Below are 16,284 nucleotides of genomic sequence, written 5' to 3'. Positions count from 1 at the left end.
CGCCCGATGTGCGCCCCGAGCCGGTTGCCGCCCTGTCCGGCCCCCGCTAAGGTCCGCCCCATGTTCCAGACCTTCGACGACAGCGCCGACCCCTCCCTCGGCCTCGTGCGCCTTGCCGCCCTCCGCGCCGAACTCGCCCGCCGCGGCCTCGACGGCTTCATCGTTCCGCGCGCCGACGAGCACCAGGGCGAATACGTCCCGCCCTCCGCCGAGCGCCTGAAGTGGCTGACCGGCTTCTCGGGCTCCGCCGGCGCCGCCGTAGTCCTGAGGGACCGCGCCGCAGTCTTCGTCGACGGCCGCTACACGCTGCAGGTCCGCCAGCAGGTGGACATGGCCGCCTACGAGCCGGTCGACCTGGTCGCGACCCCGCCGAGCGTCTGGCTGGAGACCGCCCTCCCCGCCGGTGCCCGCTTCGGCTACGACCCCTGGCTCCATACGGTCGCGGGGGTCCGCGCCCTCGAGCGCGCCGCCGAGCGCGCGGGCGCCACGCTGGTGGCCGTCGACGGCAACCCGGTCGACGCCATCTGGCCGGACCGGCCCGCCGCGCCGCTCGGCCGCGTCCGTCTGCAGCCCCTGGACTTCGCCGGCGAGGCCCCCGCCGACAAGCTCGCCCGCCTCGGCCGCATCCTGGCGGAGCGCCGCGCGGACGCGGTGGTGCTGACCCAGCCGGACTCCATCGCCTGGACCTTCAACATCCGCGGCGCCGACGTGCCGCACACGCCCCTGCCCCTTTCCTTCGCGATCCTCCGCCGCGACGGCCGGCCGAGCCTCTTCATCGACGGCCGCAAGCTCGGCAACGAGGAGCGCGCGCATCTGGAGGACCTGGCGGACGTCGAGGAGCCCGCGGCCCTCGCCCCCGCCCTCGAGGCGCTGGGGGCCGGCAAGGCCGCGGTGCTGATCGACCCGGCCTGGGTCGCCTCCGCGGTCGCCACCCGCATCCGCGAGGCCGGCGGCCAGCTCGTCGAGGGCGAGGACCCGGTGATCCTCCCGAAGGCGCGCAAGAACGCCGCCGAGATCGCCGGCACCCGCTCCGCCCATCTGCGCGACGCCGCGGCCTTCGCCCGCTTCCTCGCATGGTTCGACCGCGAGGCGCCGAAGGGCGGCCTGGACGAGATCGCGGTCGTCGAGGCGCTCGAGGCGTTCCGACGGGAGACGGGCGAGCTGGTCGACATCTCCTTCGACACCATCTCGGGCTCCGGCCCGAACGGCGCCGTCGTGCACTACCGCGTCACCCGCAAGACCAACCGCCCGGTCGAGCCCGGGACGCTGTTCCTGATCGATTCCGGCGCCCAGTATCGGGACGGCACAACCGACATCACCCGCACGATCGCGGTCGGCACCCCGACCGAGACCATGCGCGCCTGCTTCACCCGCGTGCTCAAGGGCCACATCGCCATCGCCACCGCCCGCTTCCCCAAGGGGACCGCCGGCGGCCATCTGGACGCCTTCGCGCGCGCCGCGCTCTGGCAGGCGGGCCTCGACTACGACCACGGCACCGGCCACGGCGTGGGCAGCTTCCTCTCCGTCCACGAGGGGCCCCAGCGGATCGCCAAGACCGGCATGGTCCCGCTCGAGCCGGGCATGATCCTCTCCAACGAACCCGGCTACTACCGGACGGGGGCCTTCGGCATCCGCATCGAGAACCTGATCCTGGTGACCGAGCCCGCCGAGATCCCCGGCGGCGACCGTCCCATGATGGCCTTCGAGACCCTCACCCTCGCGCCGATCGACCGTCGACTGATCGCGCCGGAACTCCTCACCCGCGCCGAACTGCAATGGCTGGACGCCTATCACGCCCGTGTCCTCGCCGAGGTCGGCCCTCTGGTCGACGCGGAGACCCGCGCCTTCCTGGAGGAGGCCACGCGCGGCCTCGGCTGAGCCCGTCCCGGCTCACCAGCCGGCGGACCGGCTCACCAGCCGGCAAGCCGGCTCCGCTTGCGCCGGAACCGCTCCGAGGCGACGAGGCCCTTGAGCGTCGCCGCGACCGTCGGCCTAGGGTCGTTGGCCGCCACCGCCTCCGCGGCGCCGGCCGGAACGTCTTCGCCGAACACCCGCCGCCACAGGTCCGCGAAGCTCTCCGCCGTGATCGGCTTCTCCATCGCGTGCGGCGGGATGCCGGACCCGAGGAGCCGCACCAGCGCCGCCTCGTCCACCTGCCCGATGTCGGCGAGCCAAGCGTCGGCGAGGTGGCGGGCGAAGCGGTGCTCCGGATGCGCCTCGTGGGCGAGTGGGCGGCCGGCATCCTGCCAGCGCACGTATTTGTCGAAGACGTTGGGCGGCAGGCTGAAGCGTCCGGCGAATTCGGAGGATTCCTCGCGCAGGTAGAAGCGGTTGAGCCCGTCGAAGAGGACGAAGCGGTAGCCGCAGGCGAGGAGCGCGGGCTCCCAGCCGTGGTGGCTCGGCTCCGACGTGGTCGGATAGGTGGCCTCGATCAGGATCACCACCGGGCGCCACCGGGTCAGGTCGAGACCGGCGAGGACCCGGCCCTCCGCGCCCTCCACGTCGATCTTCAGGAAGTCGATGGCGCCGACCTTCTCCTCGGCGAGCACCTCCGACAGCGTCCGGATCGTCACCTCCACCGGGTGCGCCTCGTCGCCCCAGCGCCGCATCGCCGCCGCGACCTCCGGGTCGAGAGTCGAGAGCCCGTGCCACTTCGGGAAGGCGTGGAAGGTCGCCGTGCCCGCCGCCTCCGCCACCGCGATCCGCAGGTTGCGGTCGCGCGGCCGCGCGTAGTCGAGCTCCGCGATGCGCTCCGGCAGCGGCTCGATGTTCAGCCCCGACCAGCCCCGCTCGTAGAAGGCGTGTGTGACGCTGTCGATCACCGGGTGCGAGGCGCCCACGTCCACGTAGGTGCCGGTCTCCCGGTCGGCGAACAGGCGGTTGAGGATAACGTCTTCGAAATTCTGCGCGTAGGAGACGAACATGGGGCTCCGCCTGTCGGTGCCTGCGCGGGATCGAGGGAACCGTCAGGCATCTGCCGGCGCGAGATCCCGCGCCGCCGCGAGTCGGGCCAACCCCTCCGGCGTGGCACGACAGATACTACCCGTTCGTCGCCGTTCGACCAGCCCGCGCGCTTCCAGCGACGCGATCGTCGTCATGCGGTGGAACGGCCCGAACCGGTCGGCCGCATAGCCCCGGCGGAACGCCTTGAGGGGCGACCGGGCCGCGGCTTCGAGCGCCGCGCGCTGCAGGGGGGATAGGGAAAAAGCACCCATGATAAGAAATCGAATGGTCGCCCGCAGAAAACCGGAGGGTGCGGAAGCTCGACTTTCCGGCCTCGTCCGCTCCGTACACCTGCGATTAACCATAGGCTCGAGCGGCGGGCTACGGAAAAACGAAGTTATCGACCGTTTCCGAAGTCGATAGTGGGTAGTACTTATCAGCGCCCTGATCCGTCGTCGGCGCGCGATTGCCCGGACTGAGCAGGCCCCGAACCGTCTCGAGCGGCGACCCCTGCGCTCCTCGGAACCTAACGGCCCGTGAGCGCGATCCACTGGTCCTCGTCGATCACCGCCACGCCGAGTTCCCGGGCCTTGGCGAGCTTCGAGCCCGCGCCCGGGCCGGCGACCACAAGGTCCGTCTTCGCCGACACCGAGCCCGACACCTTGGCGCCGAGCCGCTCCGCCTGCGCCTTCGCCTCCTCGCGCGTGAGCTTCTCCAGCGTGCCCGTGAAGACGATCGTCTTGCCCGCCACGGCCGTGTCGGACTTCGGCTGCTCGGCGTCCCGGATGCCGCCGGTCAGCTGCTCGACGAGCCGCTCGACGATGCGCAGGTTGTGCTCTTCCGCGAAGTAGCGTCCGATCGAGTCGATCACCGTCTCGCCGATCTGGTCGATGGCGTCCATCTCCTCGCGCGCCTGCCCGTCCCCCGCCGCGACGGCGACCGCCGCCGCGTGGAACGCCTCCCACGATCCGTAGGCCCGCGCCAGGCTGCGCGCCGTGGTCTCGCCCACGTTGCGGATCCCAAGCGCATAGACGAGCCGTTCCAGGCTGATCGTCCGCCGCTCGTCGATGGCGGCAAAGAGCTTGGCGGCGGAGGTCGCTCCGAATCCCTCCTTGTCCTTCAGCTTCCTGAGGTTGCCCGCGTCGCGCTCCGCGAGGGTGAAGAGGTCCGCGGGCTCCTTCACCGGCAGGTCGGGGTCGGAGAAGAAGAACTCGATCTGCTTCTCCCCGATCCCCTCGATGTCGAAGGCCCGCCGCGACACGAAGTGGCGGAGGTGCTCCTGTCGCTGGAACGGGCAGGCGAACTCGCCCGTGCAGCGCCGGACGGCCCCCTCGGCCCCCGTCGCGGTCTCCTCGCGGACGACCGGGGTGTGCAGGGGACAGGGGCAGACCGACGGAAAGACGTAGGGCACCGCCTCCGCCGGCCGCAGCCCCTCCACGACCCCGAGGATCTGCGGGATGACGTCGCCGGCCCGCTGGACCACGACCGTGTCGCCCTTGCGCACGTCGAGGCGCGCGATCTCGTCCGGATTGTGCAAGGTCGCGTTGGAGACGACGACGCCTCCAACCGTGACCGGCTCGAGCTTGGCGACCGGGGTCAGGGCCCCGGTCCGGCCGACCTGGATCTCGATGTCGCGCAGGATCGTCGTCGCCTTCTCGGCCGGGAACTTGTGCGCGACCGCCCAGCGCGGGCTGCGCGACACGAAGCCGAGCCGCTGCTGCCAGTCGAGCCGGTCCACCTTGTAGACGACGCCGTCGATGTCGTAGCCGAGCGAGGCCCGCGACGCCTCGATCCGCCGGTAGTGCGCCAGCAGCTCTTCGGTGCTGCGCGCCAGCACGAGGAGCGGGTTGATCACGAAGCCCCAGTCCGCGAAGGCCTGCACCATGCCCATCTGGGTCTCGGCCGGCATCGCGCTCATCTCGCCCCACGCATAGGCGAAGAAGCGCAGCGGCCGCGCCGCGGTGATTCGCCAGTCGAGCTGCCGCAGCGATCCCGCCGCCGCGTTGCGCGGGTTGGCGAAGACCTTGTCGCCGGCCTCGCGCTGCCGCTCGTTGAGCTTGGCGAACTCGGCGTGGCCCATGTAGACCTCGCCGCGCACCTCGACGATCTCCGGCACGCCCCTGGGCAGCACGCCGGGCACGTCCGGGATGGTCTTCACGTTGAGGGTGACGTTCTCGCCCTCCAGGCCGTCGCCCCGCGTCGCGGCGGAGACGAGGCGCCCGCCCTCGTAGCGGAGGTTGCAGGAGAGGCCGTCGATCTTGGGTTCCGCCGTGAAGGCCACCTCCGCCTCCCCGAGGCGCAGGAACCGCCGCACCCGGTCGGCGAAGTCGACGACGTCCTGGTCCGCGAAGGCATTGTCGAGCGACAGCATCGGCACCGCGTGCCGCACCTTGGCGAACTTCTCCGAAGGCCCCGCTCCGACCCGCTCGGAGGGCGAATCGGGCCGCTTCAGCTCCGGGAAGCGGATCTCGATCGCCAGGTTGCGGCGCCTCAGCGCATCGTAGTCCGCATCCGAGACGAGCGGCGCGTCCTCCCTGTAATAGGCCGCGTCGTGCGTGGCGATCTCGGCGGCGAGGCGGGCCAGCTCGGCCTCGGCCTGGGCCGGCGTCAGGTCGTCGACGGGGATCTGGGGGGCGGGCCTGGGCATGCGTCGCGTCGTCCTCGGCGGCGGGAGCGCGACGATAGAAGCCCCGCCGTCCCGCTTCAAGCCGATGCGGCCGGCGCGGCGGTCACGCCGTCCGCTGGACGATGACCCCGTACCAGCCGAGGCCCTGGTAGGTTTCGTAGCCGGGCGTGTGGTGGAAGGCGACCACCGATCCGGGCTCCCCGTAGCTGCCCGAGAGCGCGCCGTCGGTGCGCAGCGGGAAGCGCTCGGTGAGAAGGCCGCGGCCGTCCGAGGCCGCGATCACGCGGTGTGCGCGGTCGACCAGGAGCACGCGGGTGCGGTCGCGCTCGCCCTCCCCCAGGCGCACCCCCTGCACGATCGCCCGGGCCTGCGGCTCCCAGTCGAAATGGATCGCCAGGATGCCGAGCGGCCGCCCGTGTGCGTCGCCGTCCTCCCGCACGCTCGCCGCATAGGTGGCGACCTGGGCACGGCCGAGCCCCGGCTCCGCGTCGACCTCCGTCACCGCATAGTCGTTGCCGCTCGCCAACAGGCGCCCCTTCTGGAACCAGGGCCGGTCGCGCACGTCCAGGCCCTGCACCCGGTGCCGGTCCGGCCGCCCGTTGGCGACCACCCGACCGTCCATGTCGCACAGCCAGAGGTCCAGGTAGACCGTATAGGCGTCGAGGATGACGCCGAGGCGAAGGGAGGCATGGGCGCCGGCCTCCGGACCGGGTGCCGCGAGCGCCTCCACGACGGCCGAATCGGTCGCCCACCAGCGCACGTCGCAGCTTCGCTCGTAGAGGTTCCGGTCGATCAGTTCGACGGCATTGAGCGCCAGGTCAACCAGCCGAGCCCCCTGCGCGTCCTCGGCCATCCGGCGCGTCAGAGTCTCCAGCGCCGCGATCTCCGAGACGAGCTCGCTCGCGAAGGAGCCGGAAATCCGTTCGACCTCGGTGGAGATGTTGCGCACCTCCTGCGCCACCACTGCGAAACCGCGCCCGTGGGCGCCGGCCTGCGTCGCCTCGATCATGGCGTTGAGCGCCAGGATCCGGAGCCGCCCGGTGATCGCCCTGATCTGCGCGATCTTGGCCTCGGTGAGATCCTTGGCGCGAATGGCTCCTGACAAGACGTCGTCGACCTGCACCGCATTTGCCATCGTTCGCCATCCTCAATGGTTTTGCGAAAAGATTGCCGCGCCGGACTTTCCCGATAGTAAATAAACCACCGATCGACTGCGGAAATGTTGTGCATCTTCTGGAGCGAAAACACGCCAGTATAAGCGAAATATCGAAAAGACCGGAATACGTATTCTGGTAATTCAATAGATCAATGTATTATCGGTTCTTATAACTGCGCGGCACCTGGACCGTTACCGGCCCGCGAGCAGTCGGCCGGCCGCGGCCCGGGCCTCGTCCGTGATGACGGCGCCGGCCAGCATCCTGGCGATCTCCTCCCGCCGCGACTTCGCCTCCAGCGGGACCACCCGCGTGGCGACCCTGACCTCCCCCTCCCGCTCGCCGTTCACGGGCTCCTTGGCGATCAGCAGATGCGAGGCCGCGCGGGCCGCCACCTGCGGGGCGTGCGTGACCGAGACCACCTGTACCCTTTCGGCGAGACGCGCGAGCCTGAGCCCGATCGCCTCCGCGACCGCCCCGCCCACGCCGGTGTCGATCTCGTCGAAAACGAGGGTCGGCGCCGAGCCCCGGTCGGCCAGCGAAACCTTGAGGGCGAGCAGGAAGCGCGAGAGCTCACCCCCGGAGGCGACCTTCATCATCGGCCCGGCGCGCGTGCCCGGATTAGTCTGCACGTGGAACTCCGCCCGGTCGTTCCCCTCCGCCCCGGCCAGGCTGGCGTCCGATTGCAGGTCGACGATGAAGCGCGCGCGCTCGAGCTTCAGCGCCGGCAGCTCCGCCGCGACCGCCGCCTCCAGCGCCGAGGCCGCCGCCCGCCGCCGCTCGGAGAGGCGCTCCGCCGCCGCCGCATAGACCCCGCTGGCGGCCTCCGCCTCCTCTGTCAGGCGCCCCAGCCGTTCCTCCCCGTGGTCGAGTTCCTCCAGGCTCGCCGCCGTCCTGGCCCGAACGCGGGGAAGATCGTCGACCGGCACGGCGTGCTTGCGCGCCGCGGCACGGAGCGCGAAGAGCCGCTCCTCCGTCCGCTCCAGCACGCGCGGGTCGAACGCGGCCTCGCGAAGCGACAGCTCGAGCCCCGACCGTGCCTCATCGAGCGCATCGAGCGCCGTCCCGAGCGCGGCCACGACGGCCTCCATCGGCCCCGGCGCATCCTGCGCCACCTTGCGTTCGAGCCGCCTGAGGAGGCCCGACACCGTCGGGATCGGCGAGGTCGAACCGTCGAGCGTGTCGAAGGCCTCCTTCAGGTCGCCGGCCACCTTCTCGGCCTGCATCATGCGGTGGCGCAGGGTGGCGAGCTCGGTCTCCTCGCCCTCCTCCGGCTTCAGGGCGTCGAGCTCGTCGAGCACCGAGCGCAGGTAGTCGGCCTCCCGCCGCGCCGCGTCGATCCGTGCCCGCGCCTGGTCCCGCTCGCGGCTGAGCCGGCGCCACGCCGCGAAGGCCTCGCCGACGGCGGCGACCTCCGGCTCCAGGCCCCCGAAGGCATCCAGCAGCCGGCGGTGCTCCCGCTCGTCGACCAGCGCCCGGTCGTCGTGCTGGCCGTGGATCTCGACGAGACGAGCCCCGAGGTCCCGCAGCAGCGCGGCGCTGACCGCCTGGTCGTTGACGAAGGCGCGCGTCCGCCCGTCCGCGCTCTGCACGCGCCGGACGATCAGGTCGCCCTCCGGGTCGAGTTCGTTGTCGGCCAGGAGCCGCCGCGCGGGATGGTCGGCCGCCAGGTCGAACACGGCCGTCACCTGTCCCTGGGCTGCTCCGCTGCGCACCAGCCCGGCGTCGCCTCGCCCGCCGAGCGCCAGCGACAGCGCGTCGAGCAGGATCGACTTGCCCGCACCGGTCTCCCCCGTAAGCACGGTGAGCCCGCGCGAGAAGTCGATCTCGAGCCGTTCGATCAGAACGATGTCGCGGATCGACAGCGAAGCGAGCATGACGGGACGACCGACCTCCACGAACGGATTCGCCCGAGTCGTCTAGCAGATCGCGACCGCGAACGGAACAGGAACCTGGGCGTCCGCGGGCCTGCGGCGCCGCCGCCCCGCGGCGAGGCGTCCGGCTCGGCTCAGATCAGCTTGACGCCCTTGAAGGCCTTGGTGATCCAGCTTCCCTCCGACCCGGCCGGCTCGTAGCCGCCGGTCTTGAGGAGCGTGTAGGAGTCCTTGTACCAGGGACTGTCCGGGAAATTGTGCCCGAGCACGGCCGCGGCCGCCTGCGCCTCCGTCACGACGCCGAGCGCGTAGTAGCTCTCGACGAGACGCGCCAGCGCCTCCTCGACATGGCGCGTCGTCTGGTATTGCGAGATCACCGTCTTGAAGCGGTTGATGGCCGCCAGGTACTGCTTCTTGGCGAGATAGAAGCGGCCGATGTCCATCTCCTTGCCGGCCAGCTGGTCGCGCGTGAAGTCGAGCTTCTTCTGCGCTTCCTTGGCGTAGGGCGAGGTCGGGAACTTCTGCACGACCTCCGTATAGGCCTCGAGCGCCTTCGTGGTCTGTTCCTGGTCGCGCGAGATGTCGGGGATCTGCTTGTAGTAGGATTCGCCGATCAGGAACGTCGCATAGGCGGCGTCCGGATGGGTCGGATAGAGAGTCGTGAAGCGCTTGGCGGCCTGGATGGCGTCCGTGTAGGAGCCCTTCTCGAAGTTCGTGTAGGCCTGCAGCAGGATCGACTTCTTGGCGAGCTCCGAATAGGGGTGCTGCCGGTCGACCTCCTCGAAGCTCTTGACCGCCGCCGAGGTCTTGCCGGACGCCATCGCGGCGATGCCCTGGTTGTAGAGCACGTCCGCCGGCGTGGTCGTGTCGGCACCGTCGTCCGTGGACGAGCAGGCGGCGAGCCCGAGGCCGGCCGCGACGGCGACGAGAACGGCCGCGACGGGGCGGAGGCGCGGGGTCCGGTTCGTGATGATCAACGCTTCACCCGTCATGCCTCGAAACCGTTCCTGTGAGCCCGACGCCGCCTTCTAGAGCAAATCCGGTCGCCGAGATACCGCTTTCGGACAGCCGGCCCGCCCGGCAGGCAGCCGAAGCGCGGCAGAGGCCCCTCACTCGGTCCGGATTGGTCCGTTTTTGTGGCGATCCGGAGAAGCCGGCTGCTTCGGGTCGGGGCCGAGGCGGATGTGCCACAGGCCCGGCCGCGCGACGGGCGGTGGAGGATCGCCACTGGCGCCGTCCCGATCGGCGGGTCGGCCGCGATCGTCAGCGCACGTCCGGGCCGAAGGCCGGAGCGAGCAGCCCCGCGCCGATCTCGGCGACGGGAGCCTCGCGCCGCACGGGCTGTTCCACGATGCACCAGGCGTTCGGGTCGGAGAAGAGCGCGGCGAGGGCCTGGAAGTTCAGCCGGTGGCCGCCCCGGTAGGAGCGGTAGAGGCCCATGATCGGCCCGCCCGCGAGCGCCAGGTCGCCGATCGCGTCGAGCGCCTTGTGGCGCACGAACTCGTCGGCGTAGCGCAGACCCTCCGGGTTGAGCACCCGGTCGTCCTTGATGGCGATGGAGTTCTCGAGCGAGGAGCCCCGGCAGAGGCCGAGCGGCAGCAGCTTCTCGAGGTCGGAGACGAAGCCGAAGGTCCGGGCCCGGGCGACATGGCGGACGAAGGTCTTGGCCGTCAGGTCGGCCGCATAGGTCTGCCGGCCGATGAGCGTGTTCGGGAAGTCGATGGTGATCTCGAAGCGGGTCCCCTCGTGCGGACGCAACTCCGCGAAGGAATGGCCGCTCTCCACGCGAATCGGCTTCAGGACCTTGATGTAGCGGCGGCGCTCCGCGAGCGGCTCGACGCCGACGCCCTCGATCGCCTCGACGAACACCCGGGCGCTGCCGTCCATCACGGGGACTTCGGGACCGTCGATCTCGACCGTGACATTGTCGATGCCGAGGCCGGAGAGCGCGGCCATCAGGTGCTCGATGGTGGCGACCGTGCCGCGTGCCGGATCCCCGATGACGGTGCAGAGCTCGGTGGCGGAGACGCTGGTCCAGTCCGCCCGGATCTCGATCTCGCGACCGGAGCGCCGGTCGCCGCGCAGGAAGACGATGCCGGTGCCGGCGTCCGCGGGGTGGAGCGCCAGGGAGACGCGCTCGCCGCTGTGAACCCCTGTTCCGACCAGCCGAACCGTGTCGGCGATCGTCGTCTGGGCGTACACCCCGTTTCGCGCCATTCTCACCACCCGCCTGGGACCCCGAGCGGAGGCTCCGCGCCGCTGCCGGCGGAAAGCCTCGATTTGGTCGTAATCCGGTAGCGACCCAGCGTGCGTGACGCCTTTGCCCATCCCGTGAGCCTGGAAGGTAGCGGCACCCTCGCCGCGAGGAAAATCACGCTTGGTTACGGATTGTTACCGGTACTACGGTGTCTAAACTATTGCGGCCTTTGCTAAAATTCGGTGAATGACACGAACGCGAAGGCCCGGCGCGAGGGCGCGCCGGGCCTTGTCCCGAAACGGAACGGAGTGTGGCGTCAGTTGGCCTGCCGCCGCAGGAAGGCCGGAATCTCCAGGTGGTCCTCGTCGCCGACCCGGGCGGCCCGGGGTTGCGGCTCGACGGAAGCCTGGGGCATTCGGCCGTGCGGATCGAGATGGCCCTGCGGAGCGCGTGGGGGCGCTTCCGGTGCCTGCGGCCGCACCGGCGGCCGGCGGGCGAAGTCCTGCGCCGGAGCCGGGGCGAAGCCCGGCTCGCGCGGCTGCGGCGCGGACGCCTGGGTCGGCACCTCGTCCTCCTGCTGGCGCGAGAAGCCGTTGGCGAGGCGCTTCAGCAGGCTCATCGGACGCCGTCCGTCGTCGCCGTGCGGGTCGACGCCCGCGTGCCCGGCCGCCGCCGCGAGCGCCTTGCCGGGGCGCGGCAGGTCCTCGTAGCGCGGCATGCGCGGCTGGCTCGGCTGCGCGGCCGCCGGCGGGATGTAGGGATCGCGCGACACCTCCGGCTCGTGCCGCATCGGGTGCGGCTCGTCGAGGTCGTGGATCGGATCGGGCGTCTCGTAGGCGGCCGGGGCCGGCGAGTGGCGCTGGATCGTCACGGCCGGATCCTCCGCCACCGCGATCGGCTGGGTCGGCGGCTCGGGAATGGCGATCTCACGCTCGATGCGGGCTTCCGCCTCCGCCTGGAGGGCCGCCGCATGGGCGAGGTCGCGGCGCTGCAGCGGCGCGGGCTCGTCGTAGCGCGGGGCGGGCGCCGCGAAGGCCGGCTGAGGCTGCGGCTGCGGCGCCGGGATGGACGCCGGGGCCGCCTGGCGGGCGACCGGCGTGCGCGGGCGCACCGGCTGCTCGGGCTGGCGATACTCGATGGTGGCGAGGCCCTCGCCGGGCTCCTGGTCGATGCCGGTGGCGACCACCGACACCCGCACCACGCCCTCGAGGCTGTCGTCGAAGGTGGCGCCGAGGATGATGTTGGCGTCCGGGTCGACCTCCTCGCGGATGCGGGTCGCGGCCTCGTCCACCTCGTAGAGGGTGAGGTCCTTGCCGCCCGAGATCGAGATGAGCACGCCGCGCGCGCCCTTCATCGAGGTCTCGTCGAGGAGCGGGTTGGCGATCGCCGCCTCGGCCGCCTGCAGGGCGCGCTTGTCGCCCGAGGCCTCGCCCGTGCCCATCATCGCCTTGCCCATGCCGCGCATGATCGAGCGGACATCGGCGAAGTCGAGGTTGATCAGGCCTTCCTTGACCATCAGGTCGGTGATGCAGGCGACGCCCGAGTAGAGGACCTGGTCCGCCATCGCGAAGGCGTCCGCGAAGGTGGTGCGCTCGTTGGCGATTCGGAACAGGTTCTGGTTCGGGATGACGATGAGGGTGTCGACGCTCTTCTGAAGTTCGGCGATGCCCTGCTCGGCGACGCGCATGCGCCGCGCGCCCTCGAAGTGGAACGGCTTCGTCACGACGCCGACGGTCAGGATGCCCTGCTCGCGCGCCGCCCGCGCCACCACCGGCGCCGCGCCGGTGCCGGTGCCGCCGCCCATGCCGGCGGTGATGAACACCATGTGGGCACCCGAGAGATGGTCGGCGATCTCGTCGATCACCTCCTCGGCGGCCGCCCGGCCGACCTCCGGCTGCGAGCCCGCGCCGAGGCCTTCGGTCACCGCCACGCCCATCTGGATGACGCGGTCGGACTTGGTGAGGGTGAGCGCCTGGGCGTCCGTGTTGGCGACGACGAAGTCGACCCCGTGGAGCCCCGTGGTGATCATGTTGTTGACGGCGTTACCGCCGGCGCCGCCGACGCCGAACACGGTGATCCGCGGCCTGAGTTCCCGAATGTCGGGCAGTTTGAGATTCAACGTCATGGCACCCTCGCCTCTTCGGACCACCCGCCGCGGCGGGAGCATCCCATCTGTTCCGTGTCCCCCGCCCCGACAGCGCGGGACGGACCTGTCCTCTCTCCCCGGATCCCGCGGGCCTCGCCGGCCGCCGGACCGGGCGTCACCCGGTACGCATCACCAACTGTCGCGAAACCACTGGCCGACCCGGGCCAGATAGCCCGTGCCCGTCATCTGCATGCCGCGGGAGCGCGTCTCGAACTGCTCGATCTGCGCCACCTGCGGGTAGATCAGGAGCCCGACGGCGGCCGAGAAGGCCGGCCCCTTGGCGGCCTGCGGCAGCCCGGCGATGCCGAGCGGACGGCCGAGCCGGACGTTGCGTCCGAGCACGCGCCGGGCCACCTCGACGAGGCCGGTGAGTTGGCTCGCCCCGCCGGTCAGCACCACCCGCCGCCCGACCCGGCCTGCGAAGCCGGAGGCGGCCAGCCGGTCGCGCGTCAGTTCGAGGATCTCCTCGATGCGCGGGCGGATGATGCGGGTCAGCGAGCCCCGCGGGATGTTGATGATGTCGTGGCTGTCCTCGCCGACCGCCGGCACGCCCACGATCTCGTGGTCGTCCGAGGAGGTGGCGAGCGCCGAGCCGTGCAGCGTCTTGATCCGTTCGGCGTCCGCGAGCCGCGTCGACAGCCCGCGCGCGATGTCCATGGTGACGTGCTGGCCGCCGATCGCGATGGCGTCCACGTGGCAGAACTGGCCGTCGGCGAAGACCGCGATCGAAGTGGTGCCGCCGCCCATGTCGACGCAGGCGACGCCGAGCTCGCTCTCGTCGTCCACGAGGGTGGAGAGGCCCGCCGCATAGGGGGTCGCCACCATGGTCTCGACCTCGAGGTGGCAGCGGTTGATGCAGAGCTCCAGGTTGCGCACCGGCGCCGTCTCGGCGGTGACGATGTGCATGTCGACCGCGAGCTTCCGGCCGAGCATCCCGGTCGGGTCCTTGATGCCCTTGGCGCCGTCGAGCGCGTAGCCGATCGGCAGCGAATGCAGGAGCGAGCGCTCCTCCGTGCAGGAATGCGCGCCGCCGGCGGCGAGCACCCGGCGGATGTCCGCCTCGTCGACCTCCAGGCCGGCGACCTCGACGCTGGCGCGGAAAATCTCGCTCTTCAGCCGCCCGGCGCTCAGGTTGACGATCAGGCTCTCGATGGTCAGCCCCGCCATCCGCTCGGCCGCGTCGACCGCGAGGCGGATCGACTGCTCGGCCTCCTCCAGGTCGACGACCATCCCGGACTTCATGCCCCGCGCGCGTTGCATGCCGTAGCCCAGCACCGCCAGGTCGTGGGTGCGGCCGGGCAGCACCTTGTCGGGCGTGCGCGGCGTCAGCCGCGCGATCAGGCAGGCGACCTTCGACGAGCCGACGTCGAGGACCGACACCACCGTCGGCTTCTTCGCCGACAGCGGCCGCATGCGGGGGACGGCGTGGCCGGGAGCCGAGCGCTTCATGTCGCCGTCGCCTTCTTCTTCGCGAGCCGCTGCTTGATCAGCTCCTTCCGGGCATTGGCGGCCGCGTCGGAGAGCTTGATGTAGAGCCGGTCGGGGGTCCTGAGGTCGACCGCGTCGATGTCCCGCTCCAGGAGCTTCTTGGTCTCCTGCAGCTTCGCCATTTCGCCCAGCGCCGGCGCGGGGTTCTCCTCCGGCAGGCGGATCTCCACCCCGTCGACGGTGACGAGGTTCCAGCGCCGCTCGGCGACGAGCACCGCGGCACGAATCTTGGAGCGGAGCGAGGGGGCGGACTTGATGAGGGCGATCGCCTCGGCGGCGCGCGTGTTGGCGCCTTGCCCGACCACGAGCGGCAGGTCGGCGTGGCTCGCCTGCAGCACCTCCGACATGACCGCGCCGGTCTGGTCCACGACCTTGATTCGCCCGTCGTCCTGCCAGAGCGCGTAGGGCTTCCGCTCGCGCAGCGAGACGACGATCTTGGCCGGATAGACCTTCTTCACGGTCACGTCGGCGAGCCACGGGATCTCGGCGATTCGCGACCGCGCCTTTTCGGCGTCGAGCATGAGCAGCGAGGAGGTCTCGGTGACGTCGATCCGGTCGACGATCTCGGTCGAGTCCGATTCGGCGAGGCCGCGGATCTCGATCTGGCTGACCGCGAAGCCGGCCGCCGCCGTGACCTCGTCCAGGAACAGCCGCGACTGGCCGCCGAGCGCCATGCCGTAGGAGATCCAGCCGCCGAGGAAGACGACAGCCCAGGTGGTTCCGTTGCGCTTCTGCAGGAATTCCGCGGTGGCGTTGAGCCCGCGCGAGACACGACGGAAGGTCCGGCCGATCCGACCACGGCGGAGAGCGGCCGAGAGGGCGCCTCCGTCCGGGGTCGCGGCCCGGGTCCACCGCCCCTGTCTCGCTAACGATCGCAACTCGCGTCCTCCACCATCCACCGGACGAGCTCGGGGAAGGACATGCCTTCGTGAGCCGCCATCTCGGGCACCAGGGAGGTCGCTGTCATGCCGGGCTGCGTATTGGTCTCGAGCACGACGATCTCGCCCTCACCGTCGCCCCGGTCGTCGAAGCGGAAATCCGTCCGCGAAACACCTCGACAGCCGAGCGCTTGGTGCGCCTTCACGGCCATCATTTGGATACCTTGGTAAATAAATGGTTTAAGCGGCGCCGGAAGAATGTGCTCGGAGCCCCCCGGCGCGTACTTCGCGTCATAGCCGTAGAAGGACTCGCTCTTCGCGATTACCTCTGTGATTCCAAGGGCTCGGTCCCCCATCACGCCGCAGGTCAGCTCCCGCCCCGGGATGTAGCGCTCGACGATCACCCGTTCGCCGTAGGGCCAGTCCGGGCGCAGCAGTTCCTGGGGCGGATGGCTGCGGTCCTCCTTGACGATGATGACCCCGAAGGACGAGCCCTCGGCCACCGGCTTGACCACGTAGGGCGCCGGCAGGATGTGCTCGCGCGCCGCCTCGAACCGGGTGACGGTCCGGCTTTCCGCTACGGGGAGGCCGACCGCCGCGAAGACCATCTTGGCCTTGTCCTTCTGCATGGCGAGCGCCGAGGCGAGCACGCCCGAATGCGTGTAGGGGATCTGCAGGGTCTCCAGGACCCCCTGGATCGCCCCGCCCTCGCCGTAGCGGCCGTGCAGCGCGTTGAAGGCGACGTCCGGCCTCAGGGCCGCGAGTGTGTCCGCGATGCCACGGTCGACGTCGATCGGCGTGACCCTGTATCCGGCCTCCTCGAGCGCCTTCACGCAACCCGCGCCGGAGTTGAGCGAGACCGGCCGCTCCGCATCCCACCCGCCCATCAGCACCGCGACGTGTTTGCGATCGGCCATGATTCGAATCTCCGAAGGCGCCGCTCCACGGAGCGGAGGGAAGGGACGGCCGGGTGGTCCC

The 16,284-nt window shown here is 70.9% G+C and carries 12 protein-coding genes; 1 reads left to right on the top strand and 11 read right to left on the bottom strand.

Going from position 1 to position 16,284, the window contains the following annotated elements; genetic code table 11:
- The first annotated feature begins 60 nt into the window (after positions 1 to 60).
- The gene (locus WBG79_RS25115) at positions 61 to 1,878 is read left to right on the top strand and encodes an aminopeptidase P family protein (protein WP_337359986.1); all 1,818 of its coding nucleotides are present in this window, start codon (positions 61 to 63) and stop codon (positions 1,876 to 1,878) included.
- A 32-nt stretch (positions 1,879 to 1,910) separates the two neighbouring features.
- On the opposite strand, the gene WBG79_RS25110 is transcribed toward WBG79_RS25115, so the two are convergent.
- The 11 genes from WBG79_RS25110 to WBG79_RS25060 all read right to left on the bottom strand — a co-directional run bounded on the left by WBG79_RS25110 (position 1,911) and on the right by WBG79_RS25060 (position 16,223).
- Positions 1,911 to 2,924, bottom strand: a complete 1,014-nt coding sequence (locus WBG79_RS25110) for an FkbM family methyltransferase (RefSeq protein WP_337359985.1) — start codon at positions 2,922 to 2,924, stop codon at positions 1,911 to 1,913.
- Between the two features lie 42 nt (positions 2,925 to 2,966).
- On the bottom strand, positions 2,967 to 3,215 hold the full coding sequence (locus WBG79_RS25105; protein ID WP_337359984.1) for a hypothetical protein: 249 nt from the start codon (positions 3,213 to 3,215) through the stop codon (positions 2,967 to 2,969).
- 254 nt (positions 3,216 to 3,469) lie between these two features.
- The gene (ligA, locus tag WBG79_RS25100; protein ID WP_337359983.1) at positions 3,470 to 5,590 is read right to left on the bottom strand and encodes an NAD-dependent DNA ligase LigA; all 2,121 of its coding nucleotides are present in this window, start codon (positions 5,588 to 5,590) and stop codon (positions 3,470 to 3,472) included.
- A gap of 82 nt (positions 5,591 to 5,672) precedes the next feature.
- Positions 5,673 to 6,704 carry a methyl-accepting chemotaxis protein gene (locus WBG79_RS25095; protein ID WP_337359982.1) on the bottom strand — a complete coding sequence of 344 codons (1,032 nt, stop codon included), beginning with the start codon at positions 6,702 to 6,704 and terminating at the stop codon, positions 5,673 to 5,675.
- A gap of 213 nt (positions 6,705 to 6,917) precedes the next feature.
- Complete coding sequence (gene recN, locus WBG79_RS25090) at positions 6,918 to 8,600, bottom strand: DNA repair protein RecN (protein WP_337359981.1); 1,683 nt, start codon at positions 8,598 to 8,600, stop codon at positions 6,918 to 6,920.
- 131 nt (positions 8,601 to 8,731) lie between these two features.
- The gene (locus tag WBG79_RS25085; RefSeq protein WP_337359980.1) at positions 8,732 to 9,589 is read right to left on the bottom strand and encodes an outer membrane protein assembly factor BamD; all 858 of its coding nucleotides are present in this window, start codon (positions 9,587 to 9,589) and stop codon (positions 8,732 to 8,734) included.
- A 271-nt stretch (positions 9,590 to 9,860) separates the two neighbouring features.
- Complete coding sequence (gene lpxC / locus WBG79_RS25080; RefSeq protein ID WP_337359979.1) at positions 9,861 to 10,814, bottom strand: UDP-3-O-acyl-N-acetylglucosamine deacetylase; 954 nt, start codon at positions 10,812 to 10,814, stop codon at positions 9,861 to 9,863.
- Positions 10,815 to 11,110: 296 nt separating this feature from the next.
- Positions 11,111 to 12,919 carry a cell division protein FtsZ gene (gene ftsZ / locus WBG79_RS25075; protein WP_337359978.1) on the bottom strand — a complete coding sequence of 603 codons (1,809 nt, stop codon included), beginning with the start codon at positions 12,917 to 12,919 and terminating at the stop codon, positions 11,111 to 11,113.
- Between the two features lie 150 nt (positions 12,920 to 13,069).
- Positions 13,070 to 14,389, bottom strand: a complete 1,320-nt coding sequence (gene ftsA, locus WBG79_RS25070; RefSeq protein ID WP_337359977.1) for a cell division protein FtsA — start codon at positions 14,387 to 14,389, stop codon at positions 13,070 to 13,072.
- Positions 14,386 to 15,306: a cell division protein FtsQ/DivIB gene (locus tag WBG79_RS25065; protein WP_337359976.1), complete on the bottom strand. Its 921-nt coding sequence runs from the start codon at positions 15,304 to 15,306 to the stop codon at positions 14,386 to 14,388. Before WBG79_RS25065 ends, ftsA begins: the two co-directional genes overlap by 4 nt.
- The gene (locus WBG79_RS25060) at positions 15,294 to 16,223 is read right to left on the bottom strand and encodes a D-alanine--D-alanine ligase (RefSeq protein WP_337359975.1); all 930 of its coding nucleotides are present in this window, start codon (positions 16,221 to 16,223) and stop codon (positions 15,294 to 15,296) included. Before WBG79_RS25060 ends, WBG79_RS25065 begins: the two co-directional genes overlap by 13 nt.
- Between the last annotated feature and the right edge of the window lie 61 nt (positions 16,224 to 16,284).

The sequence above is a fragment of the Prosthecomicrobium sp. N25 genome, assembly GCF_037203705.1.
In the GTDB taxonomy this organism is placed as follows: domain Bacteria; phylum Pseudomonadota; class Alphaproteobacteria; order Rhizobiales; family Ancalomicrobiaceae; genus Prosthecodimorpha.
This window is presented reverse-complemented; position numbering and strand designations above follow the sequence as displayed.

Excerpts from the sequence above, each read along its gene's own strand:
- ligA (WP_337359983.1), bottom strand. The coding sequence starts at position 5,590 with ATGCCCAGGCCCGCCCCCCAGATCCCCGTCGACGACCTGACGCCGGCC.
- WBG79_RS25115 (WP_337359986.1), top strand. The coding sequence starts at position 61 with ATGTTCCAGACCTTCGACGACAGCGCCGACCCCTCCCTCGGCCTCGTG.
- WBG79_RS25110 (WP_337359985.1), bottom strand. The coding sequence starts at position 2,924 with ATGTTCGTCTCCTACGCGCAGAATTTCGAAGACGTTATCCTCAACCGC.
- WBG79_RS25105 (WP_337359984.1), bottom strand. The coding sequence starts at position 3,215 with ATGGGTGCTTTTTCCCTATCCCCCCTGCAGCGCGCGGCGCTCGAAGCC.
- recN (WP_337359981.1), bottom strand. The coding sequence starts at position 8,600 with ATGCTCGCTTCGCTGTCGATCCGCGACATCGTTCTGATCGAACGGCTC.
- WBG79_RS25060 (WP_337359975.1), bottom strand. The coding sequence starts at position 16,223 with ATGGCCGATCGCAAACACGTCGCGGTGCTGATGGGCGGGTGGGATGCG.
- WBG79_RS25085 (WP_337359980.1), bottom strand. The coding sequence starts at position 9,589 with ATGACGGGTGAAGCGTTGATCATCACGAACCGGACCCCGCGCCTCCGC.
- ftsA (WP_337359977.1), bottom strand. The coding sequence starts at position 14,389 with ATGAAGCGCTCGGCTCCCGGCCACGCCGTCCCCCGCATGCGGCCGCTG.
- WBG79_RS25095 (WP_337359982.1), bottom strand. The coding sequence starts at position 6,704 with ATGGCAAATGCGGTGCAGGTCGACGACGTCTTGTCAGGAGCCATTCGC.
- lpxC (WP_337359979.1), bottom strand. The coding sequence starts at position 10,814 with ATGGCGCGAAACGGGGTGTACGCCCAGACGACGATCGCCGACACGGTT.
- ftsZ (WP_337359978.1), bottom strand. The coding sequence starts at position 12,919 with ATGACGTTGAATCTCAAACTGCCCGACATTCGGGAACTCAGGCCGCGG.